The 14,512-nt window shown below is 43.2% G+C and carries 6 protein-coding genes; all 6 read left to right on the forward strand.

From position 1 onward, the window contains the following. Positions 1–5 precede the first annotated feature (5 nt). The 6 genes from B9G53_RS09160 (at position 6) to B9G53_RS09190 (ending at position 14,486) form a co-directional block, all read left to right on the forward strand. Complete coding sequence (locus B9G53_RS09160) at positions 6–3,539, forward strand: PAS domain S-box protein (protein ID WP_176453158.1); 3,534 nt, start codon at positions 6–8, stop codon at positions 3,537–3,539. Positions 3,540–3,561: 22 nt separating this feature from the next. Then, positions 3,562–4,368, forward strand: coding sequence for an alpha/beta fold hydrolase (locus tag B9G53_RS09165; RefSeq protein WP_094531406.1), 807 nt, complete (start codon positions 3,562–3,564; stop codon positions 4,366–4,368). A gap of 23 nt (positions 4,369–4,391) precedes the next feature. Next, positions 4,392–6,644 (forward strand): ATP-binding protein, encoded by a 2,253-nt coding sequence (locus B9G53_RS09170; RefSeq protein WP_094531408.1) that lies wholly within the window; start codon positions 4,392–4,394, stop codon positions 6,642–6,644. Next, complete coding sequence (locus B9G53_RS09175) at positions 6,631–8,100, forward strand: sensor histidine kinase (protein WP_217901543.1); 1,470 nt, start codon at positions 6,631–6,633, stop codon at positions 8,098–8,100. The genes B9G53_RS09170 and B9G53_RS09175 overlap by 14 nt, the downstream gene beginning before the upstream one ends. 333 nt (positions 8,101–8,433) lie before the next feature. After that, positions 8,434–10,917: a response regulator gene (locus B9G53_RS09180; protein ID WP_094531413.1), complete on the forward strand. Its 2,484-nt coding sequence runs from the start codon at positions 8,434–8,436 to the stop codon at positions 10,915–10,917. 290 nt (positions 10,918–11,207) lie between these two features. After that, positions 11,208–14,486, forward strand: coding sequence for a PAS domain-containing protein (locus B9G53_RS09190; protein WP_094531417.1), 3,279 nt, complete (start codon positions 11,208–11,210; stop codon positions 14,484–14,486). The last annotated feature ends 26 nt before the right edge of the window (positions 14,487–14,512 follow it).

The raw sequence follows: 14,512 nt of genomic DNA on the forward strand, positions 1-14,512 counted from the left end.
CCCAAATGTTTTTAAGCAACAAAATAGTTTATGGATATGCGATCGCGCTAGGTATTACCTCCTTAGGTACTGCAACTGGATTGCTGCTGGGAAATTACTACCATCAAGAAGTACTCCAAAAAACTCAAGTTGTATCCGAAGAGCGTAAAGCTCTGAATACGCTCCAGTTAGATGTTTTATCCAATCGCCCTGCGAAACAACTATCCCCCAATTTACGAGATTCAGAGGGGTTTCGGCGTGAGAGTCGCCAACTGCTGGAAAACATCCAAACAACCTTAAACCTTTTAGAAAACCATAACGCTTCAGAACAGTTCTCGACCATAGAAGGGCTAGAATCTTTGCTTAAGGATTATGAAGTTTTTACAAGAAAATTTAAGCAAGAAACCCAAGAACTGCTCAAGAAATTAGAACCCCTTGCCGCATCGCCGAAAACTTTACCAGAGGCAGAATTACAGTTAGTCAAGTTTTTTAAGAGTAAGAATTTTCTTGAATTTGTGGAGTTTCCCGATCGCTTAGCTCCCTTTGCTCAGATTATCTACCAACAGGAAAAAGATGTGGACATGGCTATCAAGCAAGCTAAAGTCCTTCGCTTTCAAATTAGCATCACTAGTCTGATCTTGTCAGTCGCGATCGCCGCTTTATTTATCAAGTATGCTAGCCATGCGATCGCCATTGAGCAAGCTCAAAACAACCAAAAATTGCACGATCAACTAGTTGAGCGTCAGCAAACAGAAGCCAAATTAATCAAAAGCGAAACCCATCAACGCGCCATCCTTAGTGCCATTCCTGACATGATCATCCGCATGAATCGGGACGGCTTCTATTCGGAATTTGTGACCAGACCAAACTTTGCAGTGGTAGGTGTTTTAGCGGATCTGGTAGGAACGCATGTATCTGAGACGCTTCCTGCTGATGTGGTAGAACAACGCATGAATTATATCCAACGGGCATTTCAAACTAATTCCATGCAGATGTATGAACAAACTATCTGCATGGATGGTAGAGAACAAATCGAAGAGGTGCGAATAGTTCCCTATAGTGAAGATGAAGTTTTGTTGTTAGTTCGAGACGTTAGCGAACAGCACATTGCCATGCGCGAACGTAAACAAGCCGAACTAGCCCTAGCTGCGAGTGAAGCTCAAAGCCGAGTCATGTTAGCGGCGATTCCTGATCTGATGTTTCGGGTGGGATCTGATGGAATTTATCGGGAATTTGTTACTCAAAATCGTGATTTTGCGATCGCTGCTCCCAGACTTGATCGCGCTGGTATGTCGATGGCGGAAGTGTTACCTGAAGCGATAGTTGATCGCCAGTTTTACTATTTACAAAAAGCTCTAGAAACTGGGGAGCTACAGGTTTACGAACAGCAAGTTCAAGTGGGAGATCGGTTGATCTATGAAGAAGTTAGAGCGGTTAAAAGTGGCGAAGATGAAGTTCTATTTATGATTCGTGACATTAGCGATCGCAAACAAGCAGAAGCAAATCTCGAAAAAGAATATTACCGCAGCGCAATGCTCTTTAATACTTCTCTAGATGGTTTGTTTGTGTTAAATCTTCAAGGTTTTTTGATCGACGCTAATCAAAGTTTTGCGAACATGTTGGGCTATAGTCGCGAAGAAGTGCTGACATTGAGTATTTACGATATTGATGCTAAATGGACAGCAGAAGAATTGAGAAAAGGAATTCAAGAGTTTGGGCAGGACAAAAGTGTCAAGTTTGAAACCTTGCATCGGCGCAAGGATGGTTCGCTCTGTACGGTGGAAATTAGCGCTAGCAGTGTGAATTGGTCTGGTGAGATCGTTCAGTTTGGGATCTGTCGGGATATCACTGAGCGGAAACAAGCCGAGCAGCAATTGCAACAACTTAATCAATTTCTAGAAGCCAAAGTCAAAGAACGCACTTCAGAACTCCAAAAACGGGAAATAGAACTACAAAATCTGTCGGAACGCCTTGCGCTATCACTAAGATCTGGGGCGATCGGCACTTGGGAATGGGATATTGGAAAAAATGTGATCATTTGGGATGATCGCATGTACGAACTTTATGGAATCACAAAACCATCTGAATTACTTAGAGTCAGTGAATCAAACCAAAATGTGGTCTACGATATTTGGTCTAACGGATTACATCCTGATGATCGGCTAGCAACAGAAACATTGCTCCAGCAAGCTGCTTTAGGAAATGCTGAATATGATACGGAGTTTCGAGTCGTACATCCTGATCGCAGCATCCATTTTATTAAAGCCTATGGGATTGTGGTGCGCGATGATCAGGGTACTCCCCAAAGCATGATTGGAGTCAATTTTGATATTAGCGATCGCAAACAATCAGAACTACAACTACAACAAACAAATGAAGAATTGATCCGCGCAACCAGACTTAAGGATGAATTTCTCGCCAATATGAGTCATGAACTTCGCACGCCGCTTAATGCAATTCTTGGTATGACTGAGGGCTTACAAGAGCAGGTTTTTGGCAATATTAACGAACGACAGCTTAAGGCTCTACTAACCATTGAACGCAGTGCCGCTCATCTGTTAGAGCTAATCAACGATATTCTTGATTTAGCCAAAATTGAAGCAGGGCAAATCAAGTTAGACTGCACTCCCACATCCATTAGTCATCTCTGCCAATCCAGTGTAGCCTTTGTCAAACAACATGCCTCGCAAAAACATATTCAACTGGATATCAAACTTCAGAGCAATCTGCCGTCGCTATTTATCGATGAACGTCGCATTCGCCAAGTTTTGATTAATCTGCTGAACAATGCGGTTAAATTTACTCCAGTAGGAGGAAAAATTATACTGGAAGTTACGCAGTTGTCCCCTGATTTAGTGATTAGCGATCGCCCTTCACCACAATACTTGCGAATTTCTGTAAGCGATACAGGTATCGGCATCTCACCAGAAAATATCAAAAGATTATTTCAGCCCTTTATCCAAATCGATAGTGCCTTAAATCGACAATATGAAGGAACGGGGCTAGGACTTGCCCTCGTGAAACGCATCGTCGAACTCCACGGTGGTCGAGTCGGTCTAACTAGTGAATTGGGTGTGGGTAGTTGTTTTACGGTCGATCTACCCCATGACTGTGATTCTACACTAGCTGTCAGTAACAAACTAGATGCTACTCCCGTATTGGATTACTCACTTCCCCTCAAAGCCGATGGTCAAACCCCTCTGATCTTGATAGTAGAAGACAACGAAGCCAATATCATTAGCACTGCAAGCTATCTAGAAGCTAAGGGCTATCGCATTTTGCTAGCTAGGAATGGTCAGGAGGCGATCGCTCTTACGAAAGCGCATCATCCTCAGTTGATTTTGATGGATATCCAAATGCCCGTTATGGATGGTCTAGAGGCAACACAACAAATTCGCCTCGACCCCAGTTTGGTTGATATACCGATTATTGCCATGACGGCTCTAGCAATGGCTGGCGATCTCGATCGCTGCCTTGCTGCGGGAGTCAATGAATATCTGAGTAAACCCATTAAATTAAGGGAACTCACAGCGATCATTCAAAAACTGTGTAAACTCTGAATATTCACGAGGAGCACATCAAATGACTCAAAACATTTTAAAACGGAACAATGTCAAAGTAAGCGGACATGGTAAACAGCCTATGCTGTTTGCCCACGGATTCGGATGCGATCAAAATATGTGGCGCTTTGTCATACCCGCTTTCGAGAATGACTATCAAGTAATTCTCTTGGATTATGTGGGTTCAGGACAATCAGATCTGCAAGCTTACAGTGCTGAACGTTACACAAACTTGAATGGCTATGCTCAGGACATTCTCGATATTTGCGAAGCCTTGAAATTACAAGATGTAATTTTAGTCGGTCATTCCGTCAGTAGCATGATTGGGATCTTGGCATCTATTCAAGCTCCTCATCTTTTTGAAAGATTGATTCTGGTTAGCCCATCTCCTTGCTACATCAACGATCTCCCTGATTATATTGGTGGTTTTGAGCGTTCAGATATTGAGGGTTTACTAGATATTATGGAAAAGAACTACATTGGCTGGGCGAGTTTTTTGGCTCCAATGGTGATGAAAAATGAGGAGCGACCTGAGCTAATGCAAGAGCTGGAAACTAGTTTTTGTTCAACCGATCCTGAGATTGCCAACCGCTTTGCCAAAGCTACTTTCTATGGGGACAACCGTAGCGACCTTCCTAAAGTGACAACACCATCATTGATCTTACAATGTGCTGAAGATGCGATCGCACCTTCAGATGTGGGACAATATATGCATCGTCATCTGTCTCAAAGCACCTTAAAATTGATGCAGGCAACTGGGCATTGCCCCCATATGAGTCATCCTCTCGAAACAATCACTTTAATGAAAGAATATTTGACAACCCCATAAAGCCACCTTAGATCATTATCTGCATGAGCCAACAGATCGACGAGCTACTCAACTTTGCGCCCTGTGGTTATCTCTCGTTTACCGACGATGGCTTAATTGTGGCGGTTAATTTTACATTATCAGAACTATTAGAATATCCTCCCGATCATCTATCAGGAAAAACTATTGATGCAATTTTACCGATCGCCAGTCGCATTTTTTATCAGACGCATTTTTTTCCACTGCTAAAACTGCATGACAAACTTGGGGAAATCTATTTCTCCTTAAGAACGAAACAGGGTAATGATATTCCCATGCTGATCAATGCAGTACGTCGTCAACAAGGAGAAAGTTTTGTCAACAATTGCATTTTTATTCCCATTCGGCAGCGGATTCAGTTTGAAGATGAAATCCTGAAAGCTAAGAAGGTAGCAGAAGCAGCCTGTCTTGCCCAAAAACAAGCGGAAATTGCACTGAGGCAACAGTATGATCGATTGATTCTGCTGGGAGAGATTACCCAAAGAATTAGACAATTCCTCGATTTGTCAACTATTTTTGAGGTTTCCGTTCGAGAGATTCGGCAGTCCATTCATGCCGATCGCATTGGCATCTTTAAATTCGATCCAGATTCTAATTTCAGCGATGGCGAGTTTGTGTCTGAAGCTGTAGTAGAAGGATTTGACTCTACGATCGCGGCTAAAATTAGCGTCCACTGTTTTGGTGGGCAATATGCTGCCTCCTATCAACAAGGTCGGATTCAAGTAGTTGAAGACATCGACAAAGCTGAACTAACAGAATGTCATCGAGATATTTTAAAGCGATTCCAAGTTCGGGCAAATTTAGTTTTCCCCCTCTTGGAAGGAACATATTTGTGGGGATTGCTCTGTATCCATCAATGTTCTACTCCGCGCCAGTGGCAAGAGTCCGAGATTACATTTGTGCAGCAAATCGCCAACCAACTAGCGATCGCGATTAAACAAGCGAGTCTATTCGAGCAGTTGCAGCAAGAACTACGTGATCGCCAACAAGCTCAGCAACTGCTGACCGACCGCAATCAACAACTAGCACTCACCAACGCAGAACTTGACCGAGCTACCCGCCTCAAAGATGAATTTCTTGCCAACATGAGCCATGAACTTCGTACCCCTCTGAATGCCATCTTAGGAATGGCTGAAGGACTTCAAGAAAAAGTGTTTGGCGAGATTAATCAGTCGCAAATTAAAGCCATCCAGATGATCGAGCGGAGTGGCTCCCATTTACTAGAACTGATTAATGACATTCTCGATGTTGCCAAAATTGAATCAGGGCAGATTAAGCTCGACCTTACGCCGACATCTATAGCCCCACTCTGTCAATCATGTCTTGCCTTTATCAAACAGCAGGCTTTAACAAAACGTATCCAACTAGAGATTAAACTGCAACCGCATCTACCCGAACTATTAGTCGATGAACGGCGCATTCGTCAAGTCTTGATCAACCTGCTCAGTAATGCCGTTAAATTTACTCCCGAAGGCGGTAAAATCACGATAGAAGTTAGTCGAGAGCAGCAAGTCTTCCCAACTATGCGCCCTACAGATATAGGAATGGGGATAAAAAAATACATCCAAATTGCTGTAATCGATACAGGCATTGGAATTTCTCCTGAAGGTATCAATAAATTGTTTCAACCATTCATTCAAATTGATAGTACTCTTAATCGGCAATATCAAGGTACAGGATTGGGGCTGGCTCTGGTGAAAAACCTTGTGGAAATACATGGCGGTAAAGTGAATTTAACTAGCGAAGTCGGTGTGGGTAGTTGCTTCACTGTTTATCTTCCTTTTGCTGATGATACTGAAGGAGCTTTGGCAGTGTCGCAAATTCCGACGAAACTAATCAGCGAATCTCATCAACCTGAGCAAGACATTCCCCACTTAATCCTGATTGCAGAAGACAACGAAGCCAATATCATGACGATTTCCAGCTATCTGAATGCTAAAGGTTATCATCTGATCTTAGCAAAAAATGGACAAGAAGCGATCGCCCTAGCGAAGTCCAATCAACCAGATCTAATTTTGATGGATATCCAAATGCCTGTCATGGATGGAATCGAGGCAACTCAACAAATTCGTCTTGATCCTAACTTGGTTGATATCCCAATTATTGCAATGACTGCATTAGCGATGTCAGGCGATCGCGATCGCTGTCTGGATGCAGGGGCTAATAAATACCTAAGTAAGCCGATGAAACTGAGGCAATTGGAGACGATGATTCAAGAGCTTTTAAATGCGAGGGGCGAAACAGATGGAACCACCTAATCTGGAAATTAATGGTAATGATGAATCGGCTCTGCTGATTAACCATCAAATCCCGAATATTGATCAGCTTGATCAGCCAAGTAGCAAACAGGTTTGGCTAGAGAGAGTTGTCTATGCGCTGAATCAAACCGCAATTGTGGCGATTACCGATACTCAAGGCAAGATTATTTTTGTCAATGAAAAGTTTTGTGAGATATCGAAATATAGTCGTGACGATCTAATTGGTCAGAATCACCGCATCCTCAATTCTGGTTATCATTCCCACCAGTTTTTTGTTGATATGTGGCAAACGATCACTAATGGACAAAATTGGCGTGCTGAGATCAAAAATCGGGCTAAAGATGGTTCTTTCTATTGGGTAGACACGACCATCGTCCCCTTCTTAAATGAGAAGGGCAAACCCTATCAATATATGGCAATTCGGAACGATATTACTGAGCGTAAAACCCTAGAAATTGCCCGTGAACAGTTGGCGGCTATTGTGGAGTCTTCCGAGGATGCCATTATTAGTAAGACCTTAGAAGGAATTATTATTAGTTGGAATTCTGGGGCGGAAAAGATTTTTGGATATTCTGCACAGGAGGCGATCGGACAGCCCATATCGATGTTGATTCCATTGGACAGAACAGAGGAGGAAACCCAAATTCTAGCCAAAATCGCCCAAGGTGAGCGGGTCGAATCTTTTGATACTGTCCGTCGCAGGAAAGATGGTCAACTGATCGATATTTCCGTCACTATTTCGCCAGTACGGGATAAATCTGGGAAAATCTCCTATGCATCGAAAATTGCGAGAGATGTGACTAGTCGAAAACAATCGGAAGCGCAGTTAAAAGCTGCCTACGATCGAGAAGTTGTACTGATCAAAGAGATTCACCATCGCGTAAAGAATAATTTGCAGATTATCTCAGGGTTGTTGTACCTACAATTTCGGCAAGTGGAAGATGCGGACGCGCAAGCAATTATCCAAAGCTGTCGCGATCGCATCTTATCGATGGCTCTGCTCCATGAAAAGCTCTATCGATCGCAGGATTTAGAAAATATTGATTTTATTGGTTATATCCGTAGTCTGTCTCTCAGTTTGGAAGGTTCCTATGCATCCTCATCTACATCCATCTCTTTAAATATCGAAGCGGAGACCGTTAAGGTTGACCTTGACATTGCCATGTACTGTGGCTTAATTATCAATGAGCTAGTCTCCAATGCATTAAAGTATGCTTTCCCTGAAGGTCGTTCTGGTCAGATTACAATAGAGTTTCATCAAGATGCTGCTGATACCTACATGCTGATCGTTCGAGATAACGGTATTGGTATGACCGAAGCGATTAATCTCAAACATGCCAAAAGCCTCGGATTACAGCTTGTTTATTCCCTTGCTACCAAGCAATTAAAAGGACAAATTTCACTAGAACATCGTGGTGGAATGGCATTCAAAATTTCTTTTAAAATCAAACCTTGACATCGCTAAAATCATAGAAATCAAAAATATTTAGTAAACATTTATTAATAGTTATAAAATTGTTAAACATAACTATCTTGCTCTTAGCATTGTACATATCCATAAGATTGAAATTGTAGGAGTAGCGCCCCCGTGCCTACCCCTTAGCAATCTGGGAAGCCACGGGGGGTGAAATCTACCAGAACCATCATGCACTTGTGCAATGCCTTACTCTTAGCCTGTGAGGTTTAAAAACTTCTCAAACATGCCCTGAAGATATGGGGGCTTCTATGTATTTCAATATAAAAATATAAAAATATTTATAAAAATTTAAAAAAGAGAGAATTATCATCAATGCTACCAATTAAAATTTTAGTCGTTGAAGACGAGGTGATTACGGGAAGAGTCATTTCCGAAGAGTTAACCCTGATTGGATATGCTGTTACTGATCTTGCGACCTCTGATGAAGAAACACTTGCTAGCATATCTGAAGATCGACCTGACATCGTGCTAATGGATATAATTTTGAGAGGATCTGTAAAAGATGGCATTGAGATTGCCACGATCCTACGTCAGGAATATCACCTTCCAGTCATTTATATTACCGCCCATACCGATGATGCAACCCTAGAGCGAGCCAGAAAATCTGAACCCTATGGCTATCTCGTCAAGCCCTTTGATGAGAGAGACTTACGAGTGGCGATCGAGACTGCCTCATACAAACATCAGATGGAAAGACAGCTTGCCTTGCGCGAAGCACAACTGTCAATGATTCTCAAATCAACCAATGATGCGGTTATTGCGACAGATCGGATTGCGGAAGTTACCTATATGAATACTGCCGCCGAACATTTGACAGGATGGCAGGTTGGTGAGGCTTTAGGGAGATCAGTAACAGATGTTTGCTGTCTGATCGATGAAAATAGTGGCGAGGAAGTTATCAATCCAATTCCCCAAGTCCTGAGATCTGGGCAAGTATCCTTCCTCAATGACTCTACGGCTATGATCGATCGCCAAGGCATCAGAAGATCAGTGGGGGATAGTGCATCCCCGATCTATTTGCCCTCAGGAGAAATTGATGGAGCGGTGATGGTGCTTTGGGATATGAGCGATCGCAAAAGAACCGAAGCCGCCCTGCGCGAATCCGAAATCCGCTTCCGCAGCGCCTTCGAGACTGCTGCGATCGGTATGGCGTTGAATGCTCTAGATGGAAGATTCCTCAAGGTTAATAAAGCTCTATGTGAGATCTTGGGCTATTCGGAATCAGAATTATTATCTTTGACTTACCAAGAAATCACCTGTGCAGATGACATGCAATCAGACTCGGAAGCTGTCCAAAGTTTATTAAGAGGGGAGATCAGTTCTTTTCATCTGGAGAAGCGCCTGTGGCATAAAGATGGATATATCGTCTGGATCTCCCTGAGCGTTTCCCTAGTTCGCAATATCAATAATCAACCCATGTATCTGATCGCCCAACTGCAAAATATTAGCGATCGCAAGCAAGTTGAAATTGCGCTCTTTCAACTCAATAAAGAACTTGAAGATAGAGTAAATCAACGTACAGAAGATTTGAAACAGACAGAAAGTAGCCTGATCGCCACCAATGAACAACTTGCTAATACCAATGCCGAACTAGCTCGTGCGACTCGACTCAAAGATGAATTTCTGGCGAACATGAGCCATGAACTCCGCACTCCCCTCAATGCGATTTTGGGAATGGCTGAGGGAATGCAAGAGAGTGTATTTGGCGAGGTTAATGAGCCACAAATCAAGGCTCTCCAAACCATCGAACGTAGCGGCTCTCACCTACTTTCATTGATCAATGACATTCTTGATATCGCCAAAATTGCCTCAGGGCAGATCGAACTAGAATATTCTCTAATATCTATAGAAACTCTCTGCCAATCCAGCCTTGTTTTCATCAGACAGCAAGCACTCAAAAAGCAGATCCAGCTAGAGACAAAACTACAACCCAATCTACCCAATTTAATTGTGGATGAACGACGCATTCGCCAAGTCTTGATCAACCTACTCACGAATGCTGTCAAATTTACTCCAGAAGGCGGATGTATCACCCTAGAGGTGAGTTATCGATCACAAGAAGCATCTTCATCTTCTCTCTCTGGGACAGATCTTTCTATAAATACGCTAGACAATTCTTGGGCAGGTAACTATCTACGCATTGCGGTGATCGATACAGGTATTGGTATTGCTCCAGAGAATATTCAAAAGCTATTTCAACCCTTCATCCAAATTGATAGCGCCCTCAATCGTCAGTATCAGGGTACTGGCTTGGGGCTATCTCTGGTAAAACGGATTGTCGAACTCCATGGTGGCAAAGTAGGCTTAACCAGTGAAGTGGGTGTGGGCAGTTGCTTTACGGTTGATATTCCCTGCCTTGAAACTACTTCTGTACCTGTGGCGATGGAAACTCTGACGACCTCAAGCATCGAATTCAGTCAGACTAAACAGAAGACAGAGCCTTTAGTCTTGATCGCCGAAGATAACGAAGCCAACGTCATGACCGTTTCCAGCTATCTAATCGCCAAAGGATATCGCATTAAGCACGCAACCAATGGACAGGAGGCGATCGCCCTTGCCAAAGTGTACCATCCTGACGTGATCTTGATGGATATTCAAATGCCAGTGATGGATGGACTAGAGGCGATCAAACAAATTCGCCTTGATCCTAACCTAGCCGAAATTCCAATTATTGCGGTCACCGCATTAGCGATGTCAGGCGATCGCGATCGCTGCTTAGAAGCAGGAGCAAATGAATACCTACGTAAACCTATGAAATTGAAGGAACTCACCACAACTATTCTCAAGCTGTTATAGATGTCGCCAGTTATAGCTATAGCCAGCCAAGTCAGGACATAAAACCCAAAAGAGAGTTGCGGCGCTTCGCGCCGCAACTCTCTTTTGGGTTTTGGCTTTGTCTTAACATTGATGTCTATAGCTATAACTACAAAAATCTACGACGACAGTTAGATGCTCAGAAAGAAGACCAAACTTAACATAAAAATAATTCCAATAATTCTCGACTTTTTCATGTGAATGATAGGACAAGGGGTAAAATGAGAAATAATTACTGACTTTTGCGTGTATTTTTTGGATTACACAATATCATGTCTACCTATACCAATAGCTTTACCGCAAATGACCTGAGATTGGCAAGTGAACAAAGGTTTATCTCGCTGGCAGCATCTGTGCCTGTAGGAATTTATCGTACTGACGATCTTGGTAACTGTCGCTATGTGAACGATCGCTGGTGTCAGCTTGCAGGGCTGACCTCAACAGAGGCGGAGGGATTTGGTTGGACTAATGGGCTTCATCCAAGCGATCGCGAACTTGTGACGGTAGAGTGGAATAAAGCCCTTCAAGCAAATCGTCCCTTCCAACTAGAGTATCGGTTTCAAAATAAAGCAGGGGAAATCACTTGGGTTTACGGTCAGGCTGTGGCTGAAAGTGATGAGTCTGGCAAAATTATTGGTTATATCGGTACGATTACAGATATTAGCGATCGCAAGGCCACAGAACAAGCTTTGAAATTGCAGCGAGACTTTAATCAACTAATTGCGGAAATCAGCAGTCGATTTGTGGATATTAGCCCAGAGATGCTAGATGCTGAGATTGATCGCACCCTGAAACTGATTGGAGAAGCAACTCACTCCGATACTAGCTATTTGATTAAATTTTGTCTCAACGATCAGGTTGACGCTCTGCTCCCAGATGGCACTGTAAGCATGACCCATGAATGGGCTAAGCCCCAATACCCTCGACAAATCACACTAGTACAAAATATTCCTTTAACAGCATTCCCTTGGGCTAATGCCAAATTACTACATCGAGAAATTGTAAATATGCCTAGAGTTGCCGAGGCTCCCATTGAGGCGGCGATCGACCAAGCAAGTTGGCAACGGTTCAACATTGTATCAGCTCTATCGGTTCCCATAATTCAAAAATCCGTTGTCACAGGAACAATGGGATTTGCCTCTTTCAGCGATGTCGTAATTTGGGACGAGGAAATAATCAGATTACTGCAAGTCATGGCGCAAACCATTGCCAATGCTCAACAACGCGCCCAAGACGAGCAGCAGCTATACGAGAGTGAGGAGCGTTTGCGTCTAGCGCTTCGAGCAGCCAATCAAGGGCTTTATGATCTCAACTTACAGACAGGAGAAGCGATCACTAGTCTCGAATATGCCACGATGCTAGGCTATAACCCGATGACTTTTCAGGAAACTAATGCTAAATGGCTAGAACGTTTGCATCCTGACGATCGCGAACAAGTTGCTAAGGTTTATCAAGACTACGTGGCGGGGATTTTGCCAGAATATAAAGTAGAATTTCGCCAATATACCCAAACTGGGGAATGGAAATGGATTCTCTCTCTTGGGCGCATTGTATCTTGGGATGAGCAGGGCAATCCTTTGAGAATGTTGGGAACGCATACAGATATTAGCGATCGCAAACAAGCAGAAGCCGAAAGATTACTTACTGAGCAAATTCGCCAAGAGTTAAAGCTATTAGAAAACATTTTTGATACGCTGTTGGCAGGTTATTGGGATTGGAATCTGCAAACTAACGAAGAATACCTCAGTCCCAAATTCAAAAAAATGTTTGGCTATGAAGATGATGAGTTACCCAATTCTCCTGAAACATGGCAACACTTGATCTTTGATGAAGATTTATCCATAGTTCTAGATGCTTTTGATCGTCATATCCAAACCCACGGTGAATTTCCATTTTGTAATGAAGTCAGATATCGGCACAAAGATGGCTCTACGGTTTGGGTGATTTGCTCAGGGCAAGTGATTACATGGGATGAAAATGATCGACCTCTGCGAATGATTGGTTGTCATATTGATATCAGCGATCGCAAGCGATCTGAAGAACAGTTACAGAAGAGTGATGTTCACCTAAAAACTGCTCAGCGCATTGGCAAATTGGGGAGTTGGGAGTTTGATCCATATACTGAACAGATTGTTTGGTCGGATGAGGTATTTCACATCTTTGGTCGTGATCCTGCTATGGGAACTCCGAGTTTTGATGCACTCCAAGAGCAGATCCATCCTGATGATCAAGACAATCATCAGCAAGTAATCCAAACAGCTATTGCCACAGCCCAATCCTATGACCTTGAAATTCGATTCTATCGCTGTGATGGTTCATTAGGTTACTTACTCTCAAGGGGAGAACCAATTGTGGATGCTACAGGGCAATTAACGCAACTGATCGGTACAGTTCTGGATATTACTGATCGCAAACAAGCGGAAGCCGAATTGCAAAATCTCTCCGATCGCCTGACTTTAGCCGTCGAATCTGGAGAGATTGCTATCTGGGATTGGAATGTTCCTGACAATATCTTGATCTGTAATGACCGCATGTATGAAATGTATGACCTCGTGCGCGAGCAGATCACCAGTGTCTATGACACTTGGATAAGTAGAATCCATCCAGATGATCAACCAATTGTCGAAGCCGCAATTCAACAATCCTTTGCAGGAGAAAAAGACTTTGACTCCGAATTTCGGGTGGTGCATTCCGATGGCTCGCTTCACTATATCAAAGCCTATTCACTAGTAAAGCGTAATGCTCAGGGGGAACCCATGCGCATGATTGGCATGAACATTGATATCACCGATCGTAAATGTGCCGAAGTGAAGCTAATGCACACCACCGCACAATTAGCCGCCTCTAACCGCGAACTAGAAGCTTTTGCCTACTCGGTTTCCCACGATTTGCGATCGCCATTACGGGCGATCGATGGCTTTAGCAAAGCCCTACTAGAAGACTATGGCGACAAATTTGATGCCGATGGCAAGGATTATTTCGATCGCATTCGTCGTAATGTTGCTCGGATGGGGATGTTAATTGATGACCTACTCCGTTTATCCCGCATATCTCGCTCTGAGATGCAATATAGCAAAGTCAACCTCAGCATGTTAGTGCAAGAGCAATTAGATGAACTGCAATCCATAGACACAGAAAGGCAGGTTGAAATAGCGATCGCCCCTGATGTTTGCGTCACCGCCGATATTGTCCTCATGCGGGTCGTGATCAGCAACTTAATCCAAAATGCTTGGAAATTTACCAGCCACCATAGCAAGGCGCGGATTGAATTTGGCGTGATTCCACCAGAAAAACATCAAGATAATCAGTTTACCTATTTTGTACGCGATGATGGAGCAGGGTTTGATATGAGCTATGCTGACATGCTTTTTGGGGTTTTTCAACGTCTCCACAACACCAATGAATTTGCAGGAACTGGGATTGGGCTAGCCACCGTGCAGCGATCAATCCATCGTCATGGTGGGCGCATTTGGGCTGAAGGAGCCGTAGAGAAAGGTGCAACCATTTACTTTACAGTGCCTGATATCTTGCCTAAATCATTGAGCAATTAATCGAACAATTATCGATTCGAGCAATA

Origin of the sequence: Pseudanabaena sp. SR411 (assembly GCF_002251945.1) — a bacterium.
GTDB lineage: Bacteria > Cyanobacteriota > Cyanobacteriia > Pseudanabaenales > Pseudanabaenaceae > Pseudanabaena.

Excerpts from the sequence above, each read along its gene's own strand:
- B9G53_RS09160 (WP_176453158.1), top strand. The coding sequence starts at position 6 with ATGTTTTTAAGCAACAAAATAGTTTATGGATATGCGATCGCGCTAGGT.
- B9G53_RS09165 (WP_094531406.1), top strand. The coding sequence starts at position 3,562 with ATGACTCAAAACATTTTAAAACGGAACAATGTCAAAGTAAGCGGACAT.
- B9G53_RS09170 (WP_094531408.1), top strand. The coding sequence starts at position 4,392 with ATGAGCCAACAGATCGACGAGCTACTCAACTTTGCGCCCTGTGGTTAT.
- B9G53_RS09175 (WP_217901543.1), top strand. The coding sequence starts at position 6,631 with ATGGAACCACCTAATCTGGAAATTAATGGTAATGATGAATCGGCTCTG.
- B9G53_RS09180 (WP_094531413.1), top strand. The coding sequence starts at position 8,434 with ATGCTACCAATTAAAATTTTAGTCGTTGAAGACGAGGTGATTACGGGA.
- B9G53_RS09190 (WP_094531417.1), top strand. The coding sequence starts at position 11,208 with ATGTCTACCTATACCAATAGCTTTACCGCAAATGACCTGAGATTGGCA.